The following is a 21,012-nucleotide window of genomic DNA, read 5'->3' as shown; positions in this document are numbered from 1 at the left end:
GGCCGCCGCGGCTCTGCCCACGCCGGCGCGGTGTCGGCTCAGGTCGGCACCGGACCGCCGGCCATCCGCTCGCGGACGGCCTCCAGCGCCTCGAAGGCGTACGCCCAGTTGTGGCACTTGAAGCTGCGCAGACCGTCGATCGCCGTGTGACAGTCGGAGCAGCGCACCCCGGCGATGGCATCCGGGATCTCGGTGTTGACGTACTTGCGCTCACCCAGGATGACCGTGGCGATCATGGCCTTGTCGTGCAGGCCGGAGAGCGCCGACGAGACGATGTCGTACCAGGTGACCCGCCGGCGGCACTTCGGGCAGTCGGGTTCGTCGCCGCTGACCCAGAGGGGTGCGCCGATGCTGCGCGCCGGCATGCCGAGCAGTTTCTCCAGCCGCCGGACGTCCGACTCGGGGGTGGTCCAGCGGTGTCGGCCGGGCAGTGATGCGGGCGAGTCGTACACGGCGCGGAACAGGTCGTGGTCGACCTGCACGGTCTCGCGCTGAGCGGTCATCGGCGTCCCTCCTCGTTGAGTCGGTGCCCCCACCGTGGTCAGCGGTGACCATGGGCGCAGCCGGATCAACGACACGAGGGGTCAGCGGGTCGTCGCCCCGGGTGCTAGACATCGGGTTCCGCGCCGCCGCCGAAGGGATCCGCATGACCGACCAGCCGGCACCTGACGTCACCACCAGACCCAACGTCGCCCGAATGTACGACTACTTCCTCGGGGGCAGCCACAACTTCGCCGCCGACAGGGCTGCCGCCGACCGGGTGCTGGAGATCTTCCCGGAGACCGGGGTCGCCGCCCAGACCAACCGGCACTTCCTGCGCCGAGCCGTCCGGTACGCCGCCGAGCAGGGCGTCCGCCAGTTCCTGGACATCGGCGCCGGGCTGCCCACCCAGGACGCCGTGCACGAGGTGGTGCGGGCCGTGGCACCCGACGCGCGGGTGGTCTACGTCGACTACGACGAGGTGGCCGTCGGGTACGCCCGGCAGTTGCTGACGGGCGTACCCGCCACCGCTGTCGTTCAGGGCGACCTGCGGCGGCCGGACGAACTGCTGGCCCACCCGGACGTGCGGGCCACCCTCGACCTGGACCAGCCGGTGGCGGTGCTGCTCCTCGCGGTGCTGCACTTCGTGCCGGACGAGGACGACCCGTGGGCGGCGGTCGCCCGGCTGCGCGACGCCACCGCGCCGGGCAGTCATCTGGTGCTGTCCCACCTGACGTTGGACGGCATCTCGCCGGAGCTGGCCGAGCGCGGCCAGGCCGTCTACCGCAGCAGCAGCGCCCCACTGGTGCCCCGCACGCGAGCCGAGACGGCACGCTTCTTCGCCGGGTACGACCTGGTGGAACCCGGCCTGGTCACCACCACCCGGTGGCGACCGGACGGTGAGCCGGAGACCGTGGACGCCCACGGGTACGCGGCGGTCGGCGTCCGCCGCTGACACCGCTTTCGCCGCCAGCGGCGGGCTTCGGGTGGTACGACGGACGCAGCGCGTGCCACCGGAGGAGGAAGCGCCGATGGCGAGCAGGCCGGAGCGGTTGCTACGGGGAAGGGACGCGCCGCTCAGCGCCTCCTTCCTGGAGCTGTTCTTCGACCTGGCGTTCGTCCTCGCCCTCAGTCAGTTGGCCGAGCATCTGCTCCACGACCTCACCCTGGCCGGGACGCTGCGTACCGCCCTGCTGCTGGTCGGTGTCTGGTGGATCTGGGTGACCACCACCTGGACCGCCGACTGGTACGACCCGGACACGCCGATCATCCGAGCGGTGCTGGTCGCCGCCACGCTGGGCAGTCTGCTGACCGGGGTCGCGATCCCACAGGCGCTGCACGGACGGGCCGGGCTGTTCGCCGGCGCGTACGTCGCGGTCCACCTGGTCCGGGGCGTGATCACCGTCTCGACGCTGCGCGGGCATCCGCGCCAGCGCCGGGCGCTGCGGATTCTCTGCTGGTACAGCGTCACCGCCATACCGTGGCTGGCCGGCGTGTTCCTGCCGGAGTGGCGGGTGGTGCTCTGGGCGTCCGCGCTCGCGATCGACCTGAGCGGGCCACGGCTCGGCTGGCCCACGCCCATGCTGGGTCGCGCCCGGCAGCAGGAGCTGCGCCTCGCCGGCGAGCACTTCGCCGAGCGCTACCAGCAGATCATGATCATCACGCTCGGTGAACTCGTCCTGGTCGCCGGCCTGTCGTACTCCGGCACCCGCCTCGACCCGGCCGAGACCGCCGCCTTCCTGCTGGTCTTCGCCACCGCCGTGCTGATCGGTCTGCTCTACGTGACACCCGCCGGTCAGCACCTCGGCTCGGCCATCGAGCACGCCGACACGTCGCGGCTCGGCGTCATCGCCGGATACCTGCACCTGGTGATGATCGCTGGCATCGTGCTCACGGCTGTCGGGGCCGAACTGAGCATCGCCCACCCCACCGAGGTCGGCGACACGAAGGCTGTCATGGTCATCCTGGGCGGGCCGGCGCTGTTCCTCGTCGGGCGGATCCTCTTCTCGCTGGCGATCCACCGGCGGCTGTCCTGGCCCCGGCTGGGCGCCCTGCTCCTACTGGGCGGCGCGGCGGCCGCCGTACGGATGCCGCTGCTGGCGGTCAGCGCGGTCGCCACGGGTGTGGTGCTCGCGGTGGCGGTCCTGGACAACGCCGGCATCATGTCCTACCGCCGACCCAGATCTGCTGACTAAAGTCAGGTGTATGGACTCGGCTCTCGTCGCCGCCGTGCGGCGGTTCAACCGGACGGTCACCCAGCGGGTGGGTGCGCTCGACGACGAGTACATGGCCCAGGGGCGCCCCCTGGGGCAGGCTCGGCTGCTCTGGGAGATCGGCCCCGCCGGCGCCGAGGTCGCCGCCTTACGGGCCCGGCTCGGCCTGGACTCCGGATACCTCAGTCGACTCCTGCGCACCCTCGAGAACGACGGCCTCGTCACCGTCGGACCGGTCGACCAGACCGGCGGCGACGGGCGGGTACGCGTCGCCACCCTCACTGAGGCCGGCCGAACCCAGTGGGCCGACCTCGACCAGCGGTCGGACGATCTCGCCGCCTCGATCCTCGAACCGCTCAGCGAACACCGCCGCGAACGACTCGTCACCGCCATGGCCGAGGTCGAACGGCTGCTCATGGGCTCGATGGTCGTCATCGAACCGTGCCCACCGAGCGACCCGCGAGCCCGCGCGTGCCTGCGGGCCTACGTCCGCGACATCGCACGACGATTCGACGGCGGATTCGACCCCGCACTGAGCAAACCGCTCCCCGACGAAGCGCTCGTCCCGCCCAACGGGGTGCTCCTCCTCGCCACCCTCAACAGCGAACCGATCGGCTGCGGCGCTGTCAAACTCCACCCCGACGCGTCCGCGGAGGTCAAACGGGTGTGGGTGTCCGACACCGTACGCGGGCTCGGCGTCGGGCGGCGGCTGCTGGGCGAGTTGGAACGGTACGCCGCCGAGCACGGCGCGACAGCGGTCCGGCTGGACACCAACCGCAACCTCACCGAGGCGATCGCCCTGTACCGGGCGACCGGTTACCGGGAGATCGAGGCGTACAACACCGAGCACTACGCCCACCACTGGTTCGAGAAGCAGCTCAGGCACTGACGGCCGCAACCGTCCGGTGATCGGGCGTCGCGCTCGCGTGGCTACAGCCGCTCGAAGCTCTCCATGCCGGCGAGTTTCAACACCTCGGTCCGGGTCGCCGGGCATTCCTTGCGGGTCTGGTCGTCGATGTCACGGCCGTTCGGTACGGGGCCCTGCTTCTCGTACCAGGAATAGAGGTTCACGGTGAGGTTGGCCATCGCGCCCGTCTCGGACCCGATCCCCTTGAGCGTCGGCACCTGGCCGTCCAGGTAGGCGCACACGTCCTTTGCCGACACCGGGGAGCCGTCGGCCGGAGCGGGTCCGGCCGCGCTGGTCGATCCTGTCGTGTCTGGCGCCGCAGCGGGCTTGGGCGCGTCGGCCTCAGTGCACGCCGTCAGGGCGAGCACGAGGCAGAGGGCTGGTGCGAGCGGTCGGAACGTACTCATTGGCTTTTGTCCTCACGGGGTTCGTGGTGGGTGGGGGTTCCGGCGGCGTTCGCGGTAACGAGCCAGAGACCGGCGGGCAGTCGGTAGCCGGCGCCAGGCTCACGGAACCGGTCGAGCAGCCGGACCGCCCCCGCCCGGGCCGAGGCTTGCGCAGTCGGCAGAGCCGTCCGGTACGCGGCACCGGCCGGGCCGACCTCGATGAGCCATTCGGCCACCGCATCGGCGTCGTCCGTGGTCTCCAGGGCAACGTCGCACGGTGTGATCGTGATGGCGGTGAAGCCGGCGGCGGTGAGGATCCGGGTGATGCGTGCGGGGTCGGCGAAGGAGAACGGACCGGGCTCGTCACCGACCGGGAGCGGTGGTAACGGTCCGAGACGCGGTGCGGCGCCGAGCATCGCCGCGGACAGCCACGGGTTGACGCCGCTGTCGCGGAAGACGGTCGCGGCGAGGCGCCCTCCCGGGCGCAGTGATCGCCGGATCGTGGTGCAGCCGGCAACCGGGTCCGCCAACAGCATCAGCGTCATTCGCGAGAACACCGCGTCGAACGGAGCACCCGGCACGGCATCGAGAGTCTCGATGTCGGCACTGTGGAACCGAATGCCCGGGTACCGCTGCCGGGCAGCGTTCACCATCGCCTCGGCGATGTCGACACCGATCGCCGCGCCGGTCTCGCCGACTGCGGCGGCGATCTCCGCCGTGGTGCCGCCGCATCCGCAGCCCACGTCGAGGATGCGTTCGGCAGGCCGTGCGGTCAGGCGGTCCATGGCTGCCGCGCCCAGGGGTCGGCCGACCTCGTCCTGCCGATCGGCGTGACGGATCCAGCCCGCAGCCGCTCCCGCCCAGAAGGCGGCATTGCGGGACCGCAGGGCGGCGGTGTCGGCCATCAGAACGGCATCTCGGCGCCGTCGACGCTCACCGACCGGAAGTGAGCCGCCTTCGTCGGGTCGAAGCCGTCCTCCTGCGCCGCCAGGCCAGCAGCCCGGACCAGCCGCTCGGACTGGAACCGACGGAATGCCGCTTCGTCCTGCCAGACGTTGATGATCCGCCAGCCGTCCTCGGTCGGCCCGGCGACATGGGCGAGGAGGCCCGGTGGCCGGTCCGGCCCGAGGTGTCGCTCCACCTGCCGGTATTCCGCCTCGCTGACGCCGGGCATCTCCTGCAACACACCGAACGGCATGACCGTCACCTCTCGATAGAGTGAACCTCTATCCAATAGAGCACTACACTCAGGCCGTGGTTGTCAAGCGGCGTTATGACTCTTCCCGGCGGCAGGAGCAGGCCCGACAGACCCGGCGAGCGATCCTCGAAGCGGCTGGCCGGCTGTTCGTCGACCCCGGTTACGCGGCCACACCGCTGACCGCCGTCGCCGCGGAAGCCGGCGTCGCGGTCCAGACCCTGTACGCGGTCTTCGGCAACAAGCGGCAACTGCTCTCCCAGTTGGTCGACGTCACCCTGGCCGGTGACGACGAACCGGTGGCCCTGCCGGACCGGCCCTTCGTCGCCGAGATCCGCGCGCTCGCCGGCCCTCGCGCCAAGCTCGTCCGCTACGCCCGCCATCTGGCCGAGGTCAACGCCCGGCAGGCCCAGGTGATGCTCGCGCTGGCCGGCGCGGCCACGGCCGATCCGGACGCCGCCGAGATCTGGCGCAAGAACGTCGACGACCGCCGCCGGGGCATGGGCATGTTCGCCGCCGAACTCGTCGGCACCGGAGGCCTCCGCCCCGACCTGAACGTCGACCAGGTGGCCGACATCCTCTGGTTGGCCCAGGACGTCCGCAACTTCGACTGGCTCGTCCGGCAACGCGGATGGGCGATCGAGCAGTACCAGCGGTGGTATGTGGACACGGTCAGCGGCGCGATCATCGCCGGCGCCGAATAGCGGAGAGCGCCGGTCATGGCGTGCTGTGATCTTGTCACCGGGTGCCTCGCCGGGCAGGCTGATGGACGTTGCCGCCGAAGCATCCGGCAGCCTGAACGAGGAGATCGTCGTGCGCAAGCTCGTGTATTACATCGCCACCACAGTGGACGGCTTCATCGCCGGCCCCGACGGCGCCGACCCCACCGGCCCCGGCGGGTTCTGGCCCGTCCCGGATGACTATCTGCGCCACCTCGTCAGCGAATATCCGGAGACGCTCCCCGGTCCGGCCCGGCAGGCGTTCGGCATCACCGACCAGGGCAGCCGGTTCGACACCGTGCTGGAAGGGCGCCACTCGTACGAGGTGGGCCTGAAGGCCGGCGTGACCGACGCGTACCCGCACCTGCGCCACCTGGTCTTTTCCCGCACGCTGGGCAGCAGCCCGGACCCGGCCGTCGAGGTCATCGGCCAAGACCCAATTGCCACGGTACGAGAGCTGAAGCGGCACGACGGCAAGGACGTCTGGGTGATCGGCGGCGGTGCGCTGGCCGGTGCCCTCTACTCCGAGATCGATCAGCTGATCATCAAGCTTGCCCCGTTGACCATTGGCGCCGGCATCCCGCTCTTCGGCCGCGACGCCGTCTTCGCACCACGCACCTGGCGCCTGACCGACCACACCGTTCTGGACAGTGGCGCTCTCTTCCTCACCTACACGCGCACACAGACCGGAAACGAGTCCGCATGAGCACGTCCCCTGACACCGTGCGAGGCAGGTCCTGACACCAGCGGCCCGTCCGGTTCACATCGCGAACTCAGCCCTTCACAGCGCCAGCGGTGAGCCCTTCGGTCAGGAAGCGCTGCCCGAGGGCGTACATGATCACCACGGGGATGCTGACGAGCAGTGACGCGGCGGCGAGTTGTCCCTGCGGTACGACGTCCCCGGCGATCATCGACTGCATTCCCACCGGGAGCGTCTTGTACTCGTCCTTGGTGATGAACACGAAGGCGAAGAGGAACTCGTTCCAGGCGTTGGTCAGGGTGAAGAGCGCGACCGCCAGCAGACCTGGCTTGGCCAGCGGCAGCACCACCCGGCCGAACGCCTGGATGCGGCTGCAACCGTCGACCAGTGCGGCCTCCTCCAACTCGATGGGGATCGACGAGAAGTACCCCACCAACAGCCAGGTGGCGAACGGCAGCGTGAAGGTCGGGTACGTCACCACCAGGGACCACAACGAGTCGGTGAGCCGGGCGCCGATGAGCATCTGGTACAGCGGGATGAACAGCAGCGCGCCCGGCATCACGTAGGTGAGCAGCACCGTGACGGTGAAGCCCTGCGCACCCCGGAACCGCAGCCGGGCCAGCGCGTACCCCGCCAGGGCGGCGCAGACCAGTGCCACCGCCGTGGATGCCGCCGACACCAGCAGTGTGTTGAGGTACCAGCGGCCGAACGGTTGGTTGTCGAACAGGGCGCCGAACTGCTCGAAGGTCCACGGCGTCGGCCACAGGTCGTCGGTACGCATGACGACCTGGCCCTCGGACTTGAAGGCCGTGACGGCGATCCAGTACAGCGGGCCCAGCACGAAGAAGAGCAACCCGGCCAGCGCGGCCCAGGACCCCAGGCCCGACACCGCTGAGGACGACCGGCGACCACCCCGGGACTGGAGGGTCGAGACGACCCGGCCGACCGCCGCCGCGATCAGCAGGATCACCCCGAGGACCACCGCCGCCTTCCAGAAGATCTGCGGTGATGCCCAGGCCAGCAGACCGGTGACCAGCGCGGTGACGACCCACGGCAGCGCCTTCCGCGCCGTCCCGGCCCACCGCCGCGTGCCGATCCACCGGGCTGTCCGACGTCGCCGGGGCAGTTTGATGGTGGTGTCCTGGCGCAGCAACCGGACCAGGACGAACACCAGCCCGCCGATGATCGGCAGCATGACGAGAGTGACCGCCGCGCCCGCGCCGTACTGGAGTTGCAGGATCGCCTTCGAGTAGGCGATGAGCACGTACGGCGCTGTCACGTCACCCGGGCCGCCCTGCGTCAGCAACCACACGAGGTCGAAGTTGTTGAACGTCCAGATCGACGACAGGGTCACCGTCACGGTGATCACGTGGCGCAGTCCGGGCAGCGTCACGTTTTTGAACCGCTGCCACGACGAGGCGCCGTCGATGGTCGCCGCCTCGTAGAGGTCCGCCGGGATGGCCTTCAACCCCGCCAGGAAACACACGGTGAAGAACGGCACTCCCTTCCAGACGTTCACGAGGATCACCGACGGCATGGCCAGCTCCGGGTCGGAGAGCCAGCCCGCGGGCCAGCTGTCGACCAGGTGCGCGCTGGCCAGCAGTGGCCCGATCCCGGTGGCGGTGAGGAGCGTGTTGACGCTGCCGAAGATCGGGTCGAGCAGCGCACGCCAGCTGAACGCCGTCACCACCGTCGGCACCACCCACGGCACCAGGAGCAACCCCGCCAGCACGGCCCGCCCGCGGCGGCGATGGTGCAGCAGCAGGGCCGCCGCCAACCCCAGCACGACCTTGAAAACCTCGGCGTACGCGGTGAAGACGAACGAATTCACCACGCCGGTGTGGAACTGGTCGTCGCCGACGAGCGCCAGGTAGTTGTCCAGGCCGACGAAGACGGTGTCCTGCCCGTGCCGTTCCGTGGTGCTCGTGATGATCGACCGGGCGATCGGCACGAGGACGAGCCCGCCGACCAGCACGGCCATCGGCGCCAGGAACAGTGCCGCCAGTCGCCAGTCACGACCCAGCCGCCGCTGGACCGCCGTGAGGGAGCCGGGTCCCGGCGGCGGGGATTTCCTCGCCGCCGGGACCCGCGCAGGGCGGACCGACCTCACTGCCGCAGCCCCTGCTGGTTGAAGATCTGCACCATCTTCGCGTGGGCGGCCGTCACGGCCTGCGCCGGCGCCGTGCCCTGCACTACCTGCTGCATCATGTCGGTGAGGACGTAGGCCGAACCCACGGCCTGCTGGCCCGCGCTGGCCTTCTGCGGGAAGGCCAGCCCGTTCTTCGTGTTCAGCGGCAGCTTCAGTTCAGTGATCCTGCGCAGCATGGGGAACGCGGCGTCGCCGCTGGTGAAGAACGGGTCGGCGTCCCAGACCTTCTCCCAGGCGGGCATCACCAGGCCGGGTGCCTCCTTCGCCACCCCGAGCAGCGCGGGCGCGCTGACCAGATACTGCGCCAGGAGCTTGGCGAGCGCCGGGTTCTTGGCGCCCTTGAAGACGACGAAGCCCTGCGACTGGCCGAGCAGCAGCGGATTGTCGGTCGCCGGCCCGATGCAGTCGGAGAACACGTGGGTGTTCGCGTGCACCGGGTTCTTCTTGGTCCGGGAGTCCGCGTAGACGCTGAACTGGTTGCGGGTGTAGCCGAGGATCCCGGCGAGCCAGTTCTCGTTGTTGCTGGTGTCGGTCCAGCTCGCGATCCCCGGCGGCAACATCGGCTTGTACTTGGAGTTGGTGTAGATGTCGCCGAGGAAGGTCACCGCCTGCACCGTCTCCGGGGAGTTGAAGGTGACCTTCCGGCCGTCGTTGGAGGCGATCGACCCGCCGTAGGCGTTGATCAGCGCCTCGATCATGCCGTTGCCGTCACCGGACCGGTTCACCGTCATGCCCCAGCCGAACCGGCGCTTGGTCGGATCGGAGATCTCCAGGCACAGGTCCCGCAGCTCCTCCCAGCTGTAGATGTCCTTGGGGGAGATGCCCTTGTCCTGCATCCAGTCCTTGCGCAGGAACGACCCGATCCCGATGAAGTGGTATGGGATGGCGAACCACTTGCCGTCGAAGACGCAGAAGTTCTTGGCCTCGGCGCAGGGTTCGCCGTACTTGGCGGTGAGCGCCTGAACGACGTCCGTCACGTCCTCCAGGTCGCCCAGCGACTGGAACTGCGCGACGAACCGCGAGTCGGTCATGAACGCCAGGTCACGGGCCACCCCACCCTTGACCTCGGCGTCGATCTTGGCCACCACGTCGCCGGCGTCGGCCTGGACCAGACTGTTCTCGATCTTCGTTCCGGTGGTGTCTGCGAACTTCTTGATCGAGCTGTCAAGGGCTTCGTTCGCCGCCGTCGAGTACAGCTTCTGCGACAGCATGCCCATCGAGGAGCCCTTCATCGCCGCCGCGGCGTCGATCAGCTCCTGCGGAACCTCTGGCTGCACCTTGCTGGGTGATTCGGAGCTGCCCCCACACGCGGCCAGACCGGCCGCGCCGAGCACCCCCACCCCCATCCCCAGAAAGCCGCGCCGTGACCACGCCGACTTGTCCTCCATGGACACCCGCCTCCTTCTCTTTCCCGCGCACGGCTGCACGCCGAAGGTCTAGCTGGCGAACACCGCGATGGTTGTGTTGCAGTTGGTTTCTGCCGGCGACCACCGAGGGGCGCCCGTCGAGATCAGTTCGTTCGTGGGTTCCTACGGTGGTGAGCGGGCCCGCCCGTCACCGTGGGACGTCCGCTCACGCGCGCTTCGTCGGAGCCACCCGAGACATGTCGGGTGGCGCTCTCCGGGTAGCGCGACGAGGCTGAGGCGATCGGCGACCGGGCCGAGGCAGTAGCGCTGACGTTCCAGTTCGGTCGGGTCACAGGACCACCGCCGTTCGAGATTTCGAACTAGGTTCGATATACCGTATCGAGTGGTCGCGACGCTAGGGCAGCCCGATGAGCAATGTCAATGTTTCGATGTTGTTTCGAACCGAAAGCGGGAGGTTGCCTACCGAGGTTGCGCCCGGTAGCCCATGCGAGCCGACAACACGGCCGCGCCCTCGCGAACCAGCCCGGTCCACTCCACCTGCACCTGAGGCGTCCAACGAATGATCGGCGCGGACAGACTCATCCCAGCGATGATGGCGCCGGTATGGTCCCGGATCCCCGCAGCGACACAGCGCATCGCGGTGTCCGACTCGCCGATGTCGACCGCGACACCCTCCGCCCGGACACGGTTCAGATGCTCACGAAGAAGATCCGGGTCGGTGATGCTGTCCGGCGTCATGCCCGGCAGGGGGTCCTTCAGCAGGACGGCGTCTAGGTCCGCCTGATCGAGAGCCGACAGCAGTACCTTCCCGACGGCCGTGCAGTGCGCGGGCAGCCGCAGCCCGACCCCGGAAACCATCCGAACGGGGTGGGTGCTGTCGAACTTGACGAGATAGATGACATCGGCGCCGTCGAGCACCGCCACATGAACGGCCTCGTCGCACGCGGCGGCCACGTCCCGCGCCACGCCCTGCGCCTCGCGTACCAGATCAAGCCGGCCCGCGAACGCCGCGCCCAGCTGGAACAGCGGCATGCCGAGCCGATACTGCACAGGCTGACCCGGTACGGAGATCAGGTACGCGCGAGCCTCAAGCGTCACGAGCAACTCGTGGACAGTCGTGCGGGGCAGGTCGAGTCGCTCCATCACCTGGCGGGCCGACAGTTGGGGGCAGTCCAGGAACAGTTCGAGGACGTCGAGTGCGCGGATGACCGCCGGTACCACACGGGGCATGTTCGATAGTCCCTTCGCAGTGCCGGACCCGTGTCAACGATCTTCACGCGGGCCAGCACCTGAAGAGGATATCTACGTCAGCGTCCGGCGCCAGGAACTCGAACCCCGCACCCCTCCGACACCCGGCTACTTCAGGTAGGGGTTCGAGCTCTGGGGATCCGGCACGCCCCAGCGAGCGGTGCGCGACAACTCTCGCCCCGCCTGGGTCTCGACGATCATCAGGCCCTCGTCGCGATGGATCCAACTGTGATCCGTGTACTCCCACGCAGCCTAGTCGGCGAGCAGGTCAGGAAGCTGTCCGCGGGGAACCACCTCGTAGCTGCCGCTGCCGTCGACGAGCAGCCGGCGTACCTCGATGAGCCCCTCATCGACCAGAGCGACCAGGGCAGCGGCAAGCACCGGCAGCAGGGCCAGCTTGTCTTCCTGGTCGAGATCGGTCCGCCAGTCCCAGAGCACGCTCGGCAGAAGGTCATGCTCCTGAGCGTTGACCATGAGGCACTGCTCCTCATGGCTCAGTCCGTCCCAGGCGCACACGGGCAGATCGTGGCACACCATCGGCAGCCGGTAGTTTGCCGAAAGTGAGTATGTGGATCTACCTGCAAGGGCTCGAATCCTCCGACCTGCCCGTAGACCCAGCAGGTTTTGACGCCCTGTTCGATGTCGAGTTCGACGAGCTGCGCCGGCGGGTCCGGGCAGGTACCGCAGCATGGCTGGAGCGCGGCTTCTTCCAGCTGAACGAGCTTTACCTGCTCCAATCGCAGCTGGGTGCCGAGCGGGAACTTCCCGTCTTCGGAGGCCGGCACATACCCGACCCCGCCGGCGGGCCGGGCCACGTGACGCTCGATCCGCCGGAAGTGGTGCGGACCGCGGCGCACCTGGGAAGAGTTTCGTTCCCGGACCTGTGGGAGGAATGGCGCCAACTGCCCTCGTCCGAGTCCGACGACGAGCTGCGGGAGCGCCTGGCTCAGCACCACGAGGACCTAAGAGCCTTGTACGCCAGCTCCGCCGAGCGGGGTTGGGCAGTGGTCAAACACTTCTCGTTCTGACCCGCTCGGGATATAGGTCGATGACCGGAACCGCGAGGGACCGCGCAGGGTACGACGAGTCCTTGACCGGCAACTGCTGGTGCGGACGTCACCGTGGCGCAAATGGCGCTCTCCGGGGCGCGTAAGGCCCTTCAGGATCCGGTCGTCTGGAATCTGCGGAGCGCAGCCTCGGCGAGCTGGGTGAGGTATGTGTCGCCGCCGGGTTTGTTTCCCTCCTCTTGGACGACCACCAGAGCGGTTCCGATCCGGATGAGTATGCTGTCCCATTCCAGCGTCTCGGAACCAGACGTGCGGCAGCTAAGGTGAATACTGTCATCGCCCAGCCGCGGCCCTGGCGCCACTGCGTAGCGGTACCTGTCGCCGATGCCAAGGCCGGACGACACCACGACGGTGGGGCAACGGCCGATGAAGGTCCGCAGGTCGGTCATTGCTCGTCGTGCGCCGTCATCGGCGTAGGTCCTGAGGACTTCGTTTGCCACCCAGGACCAATCGGGGTCCGCGTCATAACTGAGGGTGGCTGCGGCCATCGCTGACGGGCTCCCGGTTAGCCGCCTGCCCGACAGCAGCGGGATCATGTCCGAACAGGACACGTTGGCGGCCGGGCGCTGGTCTCCAGCATCTCGCGCCATGGTTGTCGCGATCTGCACAGTGAATCCGGCCGGCAGTGAGTCCGTGGTCACCAGGCGTGTGGACAGCGTAGGGGAGTAGCCGGATCCGCCGGTCGCCGGAACTGCTGGCTTCATTGCTGTGGCCGAGCCGGTCGCCTGCGCCGTGGAGGGGGTGGTTTCGCCCGCGGATCGATCTGTTGGGTGAGCAGTTGAAGAATCGCACGCGGTCACCATGCAGACGGCCACCACCGCGACTGACCTACGCAGCACCATCCTGAGCACCGGGCAGACCCCACCTCTCGCGCGAGAACGCGTCAGGCTACCAACGCGCGTGACGTCAGCCATCGCGCACCCTAAAGCGCATCTGGCTCGCAGCCCCCCCACCAATAATCATCACCAGTCGGGCCGACCCTGCGCCGATCCGCCCGTCATCGCTGGCTTGGCTGCTCTTTTGGCTGCTCACGCAGCCGCTAGGCTCCCCGCCCGATGTAGCCCCGGGTCCACGCCTCCATGAATCGGGCCCGGGTGATCGGCCCGGCCCGGCGCAGGTAGGCCACCATGAGCGCCAGTCCGCCACCGCCCATCGGCTTCACTTGACGGGTGACAGCCGCCGCCGGTGTTCTATGGGATCGACTCAGCCACGGAAAGTGCCTCGTCCAGCCGACTAGCAGCCAGGTCGTCGTGACGGATCACGAAACTCCCATCACTCCGGTAATAGAGCTCGTTGTCTACGGGAAAGCGGGCGAGCGACACCCACTCACTCGTCAGCCGGTGCGTTTCCTTCTCCACATGGGAATACCATTTCGCGACCGGGATGACGATCTCGCCGGTCTTCTCGCGCCACGCGAGAGTCTGCTCCGCAAAACTCTTGATTACCTCCTCGTCGGCATACCCGCCGATATAGGCGCTGGCGTACCCGTTGTCAGGCGGCCAGAGATCGTTGGCCAGAGCACAGAGTTCGTCAAGGTGCGGCAGGTCACGCTCGAGGTCACGGGCCAACTGTTGCTGGAAGGGCGACAGGTCGTCGTCGTCCTCCTCGTCCTCGTCGTCCGCCCCGAACCAATCGGGGAACTCCGCGCGCAGCGTGGCGCCGACGTCGTACTGCTCGCCGACGAACGCGTCGTCGGTGGATCCTGTCGCCACCTCGGTATCGGTACCGGCCGGCACATACACGACTCGCCCATACCTTCGCTCCCCGGTGGCAGCGGCCTGCTCGTGATTCAGGAAGAACAGCAGCGAGCCGTCTGCCGGCAGACCGAAGCCGTCGACTCTTGGCAGCACCGCACAGTCGACCGAGAAGATGAACGGCAACGGACTGACCCCGTCGGATGGCCAGTCCACGCCCACCGGCAGCCGGGGCAACCCACCGAACTGCCCCACCGGAACACCGCTGGATCCTCCGCTCAACCGGATCGACAAACGGAGGTGCTGGATGAACCGGCTGACCTCGTCGTCCGGGATGCCCAACGCGAGCGCTGCACGATGAAACTGCCCCTGATGATCCACAGCGCAACATGGTGCCACGAAGACAACACCAGAGGGCGAGCCCGGCGGCCGGCGTTGGCTTCGAGCCGTACTCCCACTTCCTCGACTCGGGCGAGATTGCCGAGTGGTGGAGGGCGTGGACGGGAAATGCGCAGCTTGACGGCTCCGACTTCCCTGTGGCTTCTCGCCGACGGCTTCGGTCCATGGGAAGCAACGGCCTATCCCGATCATGACCATGAGCCGCGCACGGATGAGTGCCTCGCGGAGATCGCCCAACGCTGGGCACCATCGCATCGCAGGTCGGCGGATGAGGTCATCGCCGCAGCGCGGGAAGAGTTCCCCGGCTTCGAAGAGCTGATCGGCTCACTCTGCCGGTAGTTGACGTGCGAGATGCCCAGCGGCTCGGCAAGAGTCGGACCGGCGAGGGTCGACTGCTGTACTTCGCTGCTGTACCGGCCCGATTGACGCCAACAGCGGCCCCGCAAAGGGTCGCTGACCTGCTTGGAAGTGGGCCGCCAGGGACTCGAACCCTGAACCTATGGATTAAAAGTCCACAGCTCTGCCATTGAGCTAGCGGCCCGCGCGCTCAGGTTACCCGACCGTCCGTGCCCCGGCTGATGTCCGCCCCCGGTGTAGAGCAGCGATGCTGATCTACACCCATGACGGGTGTGGCCGTGGGGCGACAGCCGTTGGTGGCGCACGGCTGGGCGGCCCGCCGAGGCGGCCAACTGGCCAAGTGGGTCGCGTTCGCAATGCCGTGACCGTGCGCCGAAATTTCTCACCACTTCGCCACCGGTATAGCTTCGCCACCGATATATTGGGGGTCATGGCCACACCCACGCCGCTGCGGGAACCCACCTTCCTGATCCTCACCGCACTCGCGCGGGAGCCCATGCACGGCTACGGCATCATCAGCGACGTCACGGCCCTCTCCGGTGGGCGGTTGGCGCTGCGGCCCGGCACTCTCTACGGCGCACTCGACCGCCTCGCCGACGAGGGGTTGGTGGAGCGGGCCCACGAGGAGGTCGTCGAGGGGCGGCTGCGCCGCTACTACCGGCTCACTGAAGCGGGCCGTTCCGTGCTCACCGCCGAGACCGAACGATTGCGCCGCAACGTCGAGGCCGCCACGCAGCGGTTACGTGCTCGGCCTGCGGGCGCCCGCACCGCCGACGGCACCTCACGCGGCCCTCTCAATATCCCCGGAACGGCGGCCCGCCCCATCCTTCGACCGACCGGAGGCCCAGCATGAACCAGCCCAACCCCGCGCAGGAACAGGCCGGGTCGCCGCTGGAGTCCCGCTATCGGCGGCTGTTGTGGGCCTACCCGGGTGACTACCAGGCTGAGCGGGGCGACGAAATCGTCGGGACGTACCTCGACACCGTCGATCCGGGGCGGCGCTGGCCATCCCCGCACGACGCGGTCGACCTGCTCGGCGCCGGGCTCCGGGAGCGACTGCGCGGGTACGGCGCTCTCGGGCTGGCTGCGGCTTTTCCGCTGGCAGCGGCCGCCGGGCTGAACACCTTGGTCGCTGTCGCCGCGTTCTTTCTTTCGCAGGTCGAGTTCGAAGATCCCCGCTTCGCTGGGCTGGACCCGGTTGGTCCGGTCCAGACCCTCGGGGCGGTGATCTGGCTGGGCTGGCTGGTCGTCGGCCTCACCGCCTCGGCGCTGCCCGGGCCTTGGGCCCGAACCGCCGCAGCCGGTAATCTCCTGCTGACCATCGGCGTGCCGCCCGTGGCCGCCCTCATCGGACAACCCGGGCCGCCGCTGTTCGTGCTGGTTCCCACTGTCGCGCTTGGCCTTGCCACGCTTGCGCTGCCCTCCCATCCCGGTTGGGTCGCGCGTAGCCTGCCGCCCCTCACGGCCGGTTGTGTGACGGCCGCATCGGTGGCATTCAGCGCCGCCGAGAGCGGCGGGGGCATGTTCGTCTCGTACGGCTCGACTCCCGAGCTGCTGGCGATGGCCGGGGGGTTGATGTTCGCACTGGTTCTGCTCGTTGGCCTCGGTCGCGCCCTGCGAGCCGACGACGCCGGCCTCTGGGCGACCCTGCTGCTCGCCACCCCGGCCGGCCTGCTCGGCGCCGACCAGCTCAGCCAGGCGATCTGGGGCACCAGCGGCGGCGGACCCACCCCGACGGCCTTTGCCGTCACCACCGGGTCGGTCCTTGTTGTCGGCGCTGCGCTGCTGGCAGCGGCTCTCGCCGGCCAGGCCGCGCGACATCAGACCGTACGTCGACGAGCGCTCGACAGCGCCTGCCCGACCTGCGGACACCGCTCGACTGCGATGACACGGACCTGACCTCGGCATGATCAACGCTGTGGTGGGGGCCGGGTCGTGTAGTGGAGTAGATCAAGCAACCTCGCGCGGCAGTGCATGGGTGCGGGTCGGTGGGGAACCAGGACCGGCATGGGAGCAAGCCGCTTGCCGGCCGTGGCGGCCTCCGGGGAGGAGGTCGGGCGCGATGGCGTACGTCAGCCGGGTGGGGAGGTGCACGCCTGGCTGCCCGGTCAGAACCAGACGGTCTGTGGCCTGGCAGTGAGCCGGACCCGATTGCGGCGCTTCCCGCATGTGCCCTTCGACTACTCGGGTACCGATGTGCTCACCGAGGCGGACGCGGTCGGCTGGATCTGCCCACGCTGCCTGGCCGCCACCGCCGGTAGGCGAGGGAAAGAGAAACACGGCTGGGTACGGGAGTCCCCTCGCCCTTGATCGACTCGGGATCCCGGAAGTCGGGTGGTCCTGAGCGCTCGGATGCCCCGACCTTCAGGAAGCCGAGTGGATCAAGTGGCAGGCCGCTGGCCCTCGCCGCGCTGATGGGTGGTTGAGCTGCTGCTGGGCGGGTACGGGGTCGGGCATGCGGATCGTGGTGGTGGGGGCCAGCGGCAACGTCGGTACGGCGCTGCTGCGGCGGCTGCGCCGGGAGCGGGGCGTGGAGCTGGCCGGGGTCGTTCGACGGTTGCCCGGCCCGGACGCGGGCGAGCCGTACGACCAGGTGGAGTGGCATTCCTGCGACATCGGCGCGCCGGGCGCGGTCGGGCAACTCGCCGAGGTGTTCGCGGGTGCGGACGCGGTGGTGCACCTGGCCTGGCAGATCCAGCCCAGCCACGACCAACGGTTGCTTCGGCGGACCAACGTCGAGGGCAGTCGGGCGGTGATCAACGCGGTGGTCCAGGCCGGGGTGCCAGCCCTGGTGTACGCCTCGTCGGTCGGCACCTACGCGCCCGGCCCGAAGGACCACCCGATCAGCGAGCGGTGGCCGGCCACCGGTGTGCCCGGTTCGTCGTACAGCGAGCACAAGGCGGAGGTGGAGGCGCTGCTGAACGAGGTCGAACGCGATCAACCGGCGCTGCGGGTGGTGCGGATGCGACCCGGGTTGATCTTCCAGCGGGCCGCCGGTGCGGAGATCACGCGGTACTTCCTCGGCCCGCTGGCGCCGGTGCGGCTGCTGCGCTACGGGCGGATCCCGCTGGTGCCGACGAACCGCCGGTTGCGGATGCAGGCGGTGCACGCCGATGACGTGGCCGACGCGTACGCCAGGGCGGTGTTGGGTGATGCGCGCGGCGCCTTCAACGTCGCCGCGGACCCGGTGCTCACTCCGGAGTTGGTGGCCCGGCACTTCCATGGTTGGACTGTGCCGGTCGCCGCGCCGGTGCTGCGGGCGGCGGCGGCGCTGACCTGGCGGGCGCGGCTGCAACCGGTCGACGCGGGCTGGGTGGAGCTGGGTCTGAACGCCCCGCTGATGTCCAGCGAGCGCGCGGAGACCGAGCTGGGTTGGCACCCCAAGATCAGTGCGTTGACGGCGCTCAAGGAACTCTTCGCCGGAATGGCCGACGGCGACCACACGGCTAGCCCACCGATGTCCGGCGCACGGGACCTACCCGGCCGCCCTGCCGCTCTCCTCCACGCCCGCCCACCCGGCCAGGGAAACCCCTACTGAGGTACGCGGCGTCAGCTCAGCTTGGAGTTGGTGACAGTGGGATTGCGGGCGCCGAGGAAGAAGATGCCGGGGAAGCCGCGGGTCTCGAACTTGGCGCTGGGATTGCGGCGCAGCGTCGAGTTTTCGATCCTCATCGTGCCGGTGCGGTTGTTGCTCACGAAGAAGACAGCGCCGCCACCCTCGTTGGCCTTGTTGTTCTCGATGATCGTGCCGGCGATCCGTACGGTGAACTCGTTGCCGTCGCAGTAGATCGCGCCGCCGCTGCCGCCGCCGGGCGTACCGGACTTGGCCGGGTTGGCGCCGCTGCCGATCGCCTCGTTGTTCCTGAGCAGGCTGTTCAGCACCACCCACGACACGCCGATGCTGCTCAGCGCCCCTCCGTTGGAGCAGGAACCGCCGTCGAAGGTGCTGCTCACCACGTACACCGGCTTGTTCTCGTACTGGCTCAGCACCCGTACGGCCGCGCCACCCAGGTCGGGACCGGTGCGGTCGCAGCGGTTGCGGACGAAGCGCGAGTTGACCACCTTCAGCCGTCCACCGCGGACGAAGATCGCCCCACCGCCGCCGCCCTCGGCCTTCTCGCCGGTGGAGTTGCCGTCGGCGAAGGTGAGGTTCTGCACGGTGAGCTGCGGGTGGTCCTGGTTCTGGCAGTGCGAGGTGGTGAAGCCCTGGGCCTCGTCGCAGGTGTTCATGTAGAGGATGCGGCGCCGCCCCTGGCCGCTCAGCGTGACAGTGCCGCCACCGTCCAGCACGATCTTCGGGCCGTTGGCGTTGCGGACCTTCGCGGTGGCGGCCATCTTGATGGTCACCGGGGCTGGTCCACAGTTGAACGTGATGACGCCGCCAGCCGCCACGGCCTTCACGACCGCCGCGGAGGTGCAGCTCGCCGGGGTGCCGGTGCCGATGGTCCGGGTCGGCTTCGAGGTGTCCACCGCCCGCGCCTCGGCCGGCACCGTGGCCTTGCCGTTCGGGTTGCCGGCGGCGAGCACCTTGTTGGCGGGCTTCGGGCTGGCGCTGGCCCCCGGGCCGCCGAGGCCGTCCCGCGCACCCGGCGTCTCGCTCTGACCGCCGGTGGGCAGCGCCGTCGGGGAGGCGGACGAGCCGGCCTCGAAGGCGGGGGCCGGGTCGTTGGGCGCGCAGGCGGGCAGGGTCGCGGTGGCGACACCGAGGACGAGGAGAGCGGCAAGCGACGTCATGCGCACCCCGTGATGCTAGGAGCCGCGACGGCATCGCGACGAATCCGCCGGGCCGGTTTAATGCACAGCTAAGCCACGCCCGCCGGTTGTGGCGCGGTTGGCCACTGTGTAGACCACCGCACCGACGGCAGCGCCGAGAGCGGTGGGCAGCAGCCCGCCTTGCGCATGCGCCCCAGCGATCAACTCGAACGAGGAGGGCTCAGAAGTCGGCGAAGAGGTACGGCACCCGGCGGGGAAAGAGGCCGCGCAGCTCCGTGGCCGCGTCCACCGGCACCTCACCCAGACCGCGTAGCGGCAACTCGGCCGGGTCCAGCACCCCGTACGCGAGGGCGGAGAGCCCGGCGGCGGTGAGCGTGGCGGTCGGCGCCCGGCCGGTGGTGTCGTCGACCAGTTCCAGCGCGCCGGTCGTGCCGTCGAGAAGGTGCGTGCCGGCCAGCCAGCGGTCCCCGGTCAGCTCGATCCGTACCCGCCCCGGGCCGGCGGGTAGGCCGCTCAACGCGTCCAGGGAGAGCAGTCGGGCCATCGGCGCGGACGAACCCGGCACGGCCGTGCGGGCCTCGACGTGCACGTCCAGGTCGGTCAGCCACAGCTCGGGCAACTCGTCGGGCGGAACCTGGACGGTGACCCGCTCGATCTGGTCGACGTGCCGGGCGAAGAACTGCAACAGCAGCGTCCGCGCGAGCGGATCGGTGACCAGCAGCTCGTTGCCGTGCAACGTGCCGCCGTGTTCGTCGATCCGGTACGTCACAGCGCCGGTGACCTCCCCGCCGACCCGGGCGGTGAGCAGCCAGTACTCGTCACGGTCACGCATTCCGACCGCCCGGTGGTCCGGGAAGATCGCGAAGCCGTGTCGTTCCTGGAGGTTGCGCTCGGTGAACGCCCTCCACGCCGGATAGCCGGCGGCGATGCGTTCCCAGCCGACCTCGCCGGGCAGGTCCACCCGGAGCAGCGCGGCCAGGTTGGCCGGAGTGAAGGTGACCCGGCGCGGCTTGGGCAGCCCGATGTAGCCGAACCGGGCGTAGAAGCTGGGCCGGAACGGATAGAGCGCGCTGACCGGGTGCCCCTCGTCGCGCATCTCGTCGAGGAGTTGGTGCAGCAACGTCCGCACGTGCCCCTGCCGGCGGGCCAGCGGATGGGTCGCCACCCCGGCGACACCGGCCATCGGCAGCACCACCCCGCGCAGGTTCTGTCGCATCGGGATGGCCGAGACGGCGGCCAACGTGGTGCCGTCCTCCTCGGCGATCAGCGTCCGGTTGCCCTGGTTGTAGGGCAGGTAGTCGCGGAACTCCGCAGTCCGGGCGGCACTGAGCGGCGAGGACTCGAAGGCGTAGGCGGCCAGCGGGAAGCTGGTGGTGAGACGGTCGTCGTCGGTCACCCGGCGGATGGTCATTCGCCCA

The 21,012-nt window shown here is 69.2% G+C and carries 22 protein-coding genes and 1 tRNA gene; 10 read left to right on the top strand and 13 right to left on the bottom strand.

The genetic code is table 11. The features are described from left to right. Nucleotides 1–38: 38 nt before the first annotated feature. Nucleotides 39–503, bottom strand: coding sequence for a hypothetical protein (locus OH804_RS26880; protein ID WP_196920573.1), 465 nt, complete (start codon nt 501–503; stop codon nt 39–41). A gap of 137 nt (nt 504–640) precedes the next feature. Here OH804_RS26880 and OH804_RS26875 point away from each other — a divergent pair, with 137 nt between their 5' ends. From OH804_RS26875 to OH804_RS26865, 3 genes are all read left to right on the top strand, one after another. Continuing rightward, on the top strand, nt 641–1,435 hold the full coding sequence (locus OH804_RS26875; protein WP_406066682.1) for an SAM-dependent methyltransferase: 795 nt from the start codon (nt 641–643) through the stop codon (nt 1,433–1,435). A 76-nt stretch (nt 1,436–1,511) separates the two neighbouring features. Further along, the gene (locus OH804_RS26870; protein ID WP_196920575.1) at nt 1,512–2,675 is read left to right on the top strand and encodes a low temperature requirement protein A; all 1,164 of its coding nucleotides are present in this window, start codon (nt 1,512–1,514) and stop codon (nt 2,673–2,675) included. 10 nt (nt 2,676–2,685) lie between these two features. Continuing rightward, nucleotides 2,686–3,582, top strand: a complete 897-nt coding sequence (locus OH804_RS26865; RefSeq protein WP_406060312.1) for a GNAT family N-acetyltransferase — start codon at nt 2,686–2,688, stop codon at nt 3,580–3,582. A gap of 41 nt (nt 3,583–3,623) precedes the next feature. Here OH804_RS26865 and OH804_RS26860 read toward each other — a convergent pair whose 3' ends face one another. Genes OH804_RS26860 through OH804_RS26850 form a run of 3 tightly spaced genes read right to left on the bottom strand, consistent with a single transcriptional unit; the run spans nt 3,624 to nt 5,184 of the window. Next, entirely contained in the window at nt 3,624–4,007 is a 384-nt protein-coding gene (locus tag OH804_RS26860) for a hypothetical protein (protein ID WP_406060310.1), read from the bottom strand. Further along, on the bottom strand, nt 4,004–4,891 hold the full coding sequence (locus OH804_RS26855) for a class I SAM-dependent methyltransferase (protein WP_406060308.1): 888 nt from the start codon (nt 4,889–4,891) through the stop codon (nt 4,004–4,006). Before OH804_RS26855 ends, OH804_RS26860 begins: the two co-directional genes overlap by 4 nt. Continuing rightward, complete coding sequence (locus tag OH804_RS26850) at nt 4,891–5,184, bottom strand: hypothetical protein (protein ID WP_196920579.1); 294 nt, start codon at nt 5,182–5,184, stop codon at nt 4,891–4,893. Before OH804_RS26850 ends, OH804_RS26855 begins: the two co-directional genes overlap by 1 nt. Before the next feature lie 56 nt (nt 5,185–5,240). On the opposite strand from OH804_RS26850, the gene OH804_RS26845 reads away from it, so the two are divergent. Both OH804_RS26845 and OH804_RS26840 read left to right on the top strand, forming a co-directional pair. Further along, complete coding sequence (locus OH804_RS26845) at nt 5,241–5,885, top strand: TetR/AcrR family transcriptional regulator (RefSeq protein ID WP_406060305.1); 645 nt, start codon at nt 5,241–5,243, stop codon at nt 5,883–5,885. A gap of 109 nt (nt 5,886–5,994) precedes the next feature. Further along, entirely contained in the window at nt 5,995–6,606 is a 612-nt protein-coding gene (locus OH804_RS26840; RefSeq protein ID WP_406060303.1) for a dihydrofolate reductase family protein, read from the top strand. A 67-nt stretch (nt 6,607–6,673) separates the two neighbouring features. Here OH804_RS26840 and OH804_RS26835 read toward each other — a convergent pair whose 3' ends face one another. From OH804_RS26835 to OH804_RS26820, 4 genes are all read right to left on the bottom strand, one after another. After that, complete coding sequence (locus OH804_RS26835; protein WP_406060302.1) at nt 6,674–8,581, bottom strand: ABC transporter permease subunit; 1,908 nt, start codon at nt 8,579–8,581, stop codon at nt 6,674–6,676. A 125-nt stretch (nt 8,582–8,706) separates the two neighbouring features. After that, on the bottom strand, nt 8,707–10,137 hold the full coding sequence (locus tag OH804_RS26830; RefSeq protein ID WP_196924727.1) for an extracellular solute-binding protein: 1,431 nt from the start codon (nt 10,135–10,137) through the stop codon (nt 8,707–8,709). 438 nt (nt 10,138–10,575) lie between these two features. Beyond that, nucleotides 10,576–11,346, bottom strand: coding sequence for an IclR family transcriptional regulator (locus OH804_RS26825; RefSeq protein WP_406060299.1), 771 nt, complete (start codon nt 11,344–11,346; stop codon nt 10,576–10,578). Nucleotides 11,347–11,616: 270 nt separating this feature from the next. Beyond that, a complete protein-coding gene (locus OH804_RS26820) occupies nt 11,617–11,838 on the bottom strand; it encodes a hypothetical protein (RefSeq protein WP_406060298.1) in 222 nt (73 codons plus the stop codon). 92 nt (nt 11,839–11,930) lie between these two features. On the opposite strand from OH804_RS26820, the gene OH804_RS26815 reads away from it, so the two are divergent. Further along, nucleotides 11,931–12,392: a hypothetical protein gene (locus OH804_RS26815; protein WP_406060296.1), complete on the top strand. Its 462-nt coding sequence runs from the start codon at nt 11,931–11,933 to the stop codon at nt 12,390–12,392. Nucleotides 12,393–12,523: 131 nt separating this feature from the next. On the opposite strand, the gene OH804_RS26810 is transcribed toward OH804_RS26815, so the two are convergent. From OH804_RS26810 to OH804_RS26800, 3 genes are all read right to left on the bottom strand, one after another. Beyond that, the gene (locus OH804_RS26810) at nt 12,524–13,282 is read right to left on the bottom strand and encodes a hypothetical protein (protein ID WP_406060294.1); all 759 of its coding nucleotides are present in this window, start codon (nt 13,280–13,282) and stop codon (nt 12,524–12,526) included. 339 nt (nt 13,283–13,621) lie between these two features. Continuing rightward, nucleotides 13,622–14,506 (bottom strand): DUF1963 domain-containing protein, encoded by an 885-nt coding sequence (locus OH804_RS26805; protein ID WP_406060292.1) that lies wholly within the window; start codon nt 14,504–14,506, stop codon nt 13,622–13,624. A gap of 487 nt (nt 14,507–14,993) precedes the next feature. Beyond that, a tRNA-Lys gene (locus tag OH804_RS26800) sits at nt 14,994–15,065 on the bottom strand. Nucleotides 15,066–15,311: 246 nt separating this feature from the next. Here OH804_RS26800 and OH804_RS26795 point away from each other — a divergent pair. From OH804_RS26795 to OH804_RS26780, 4 genes are all read left to right on the top strand, one after another. Beyond that, entirely contained in the window at nt 15,312–15,734 is a 423-nt protein-coding gene (locus OH804_RS26795) for a PadR family transcriptional regulator (protein WP_406060290.1), read from the top strand. After that, nucleotides 15,731–16,780 (top strand): GlsB/YeaQ/YmgE family stress response membrane protein, encoded by a 1,050-nt coding sequence (locus OH804_RS26790; protein WP_406060288.1) that lies wholly within the window; start codon nt 15,731–15,733, stop codon nt 16,778–16,780. Before OH804_RS26795 ends, OH804_RS26790 begins: the two co-directional genes overlap by 4 nt. Nucleotides 16,781–16,888: 108 nt before the next feature. After that, the gene (locus OH804_RS26785; RefSeq protein WP_406060286.1) at nt 16,889–17,191 is read left to right on the top strand and encodes a hypothetical protein; all 303 of its coding nucleotides are present in this window, start codon (nt 16,889–16,891) and stop codon (nt 17,189–17,191) included. A gap of 145 nt (nt 17,192–17,336) precedes the next feature. Then, on the top strand, nt 17,337–18,419 hold the full coding sequence (locus tag OH804_RS26780; RefSeq protein ID WP_406060285.1) for an NAD-dependent epimerase/dehydratase family protein: 1,083 nt from the start codon (nt 17,337–17,339) through the stop codon (nt 18,417–18,419). 11 nt (nt 18,420–18,430) lie between these two features. Here OH804_RS26780 and OH804_RS26775 read toward each other — a convergent pair whose 3' ends face one another. Both OH804_RS26775 and eis read right to left on the bottom strand, forming a co-directional pair. Then, a complete protein-coding gene (locus tag OH804_RS26775) occupies nt 18,431–19,615 on the bottom strand; it encodes a hypothetical protein (protein WP_406066680.1) in 1,185 nt (394 codons plus the stop codon). A 199-nt stretch (nt 19,616–19,814) separates the two neighbouring features. Next, the gene (gene eis, locus OH804_RS26770) at nt 19,815–21,005 is read right to left on the bottom strand and encodes an enhanced intracellular survival protein Eis (RefSeq protein ID WP_406060283.1); all 1,191 of its coding nucleotides are present in this window, start codon (nt 21,003–21,005) and stop codon (nt 19,815–19,817) included. Nucleotides 21,006–21,012 lie beyond the last annotated feature (7 nt).

This window comes from Micromonospora sp. NBC_00860 (genome assembly GCF_045207375.1).
GTDB lineage: Bacteria > Actinomycetota > Actinomycetes > Mycobacteriales > Micromonosporaceae > Micromonospora > Micromonospora vinacea.
Note: the sequence above shows the minus strand (reverse complement) of the source record. Positions and strands in the feature narration are given on the sequence as shown.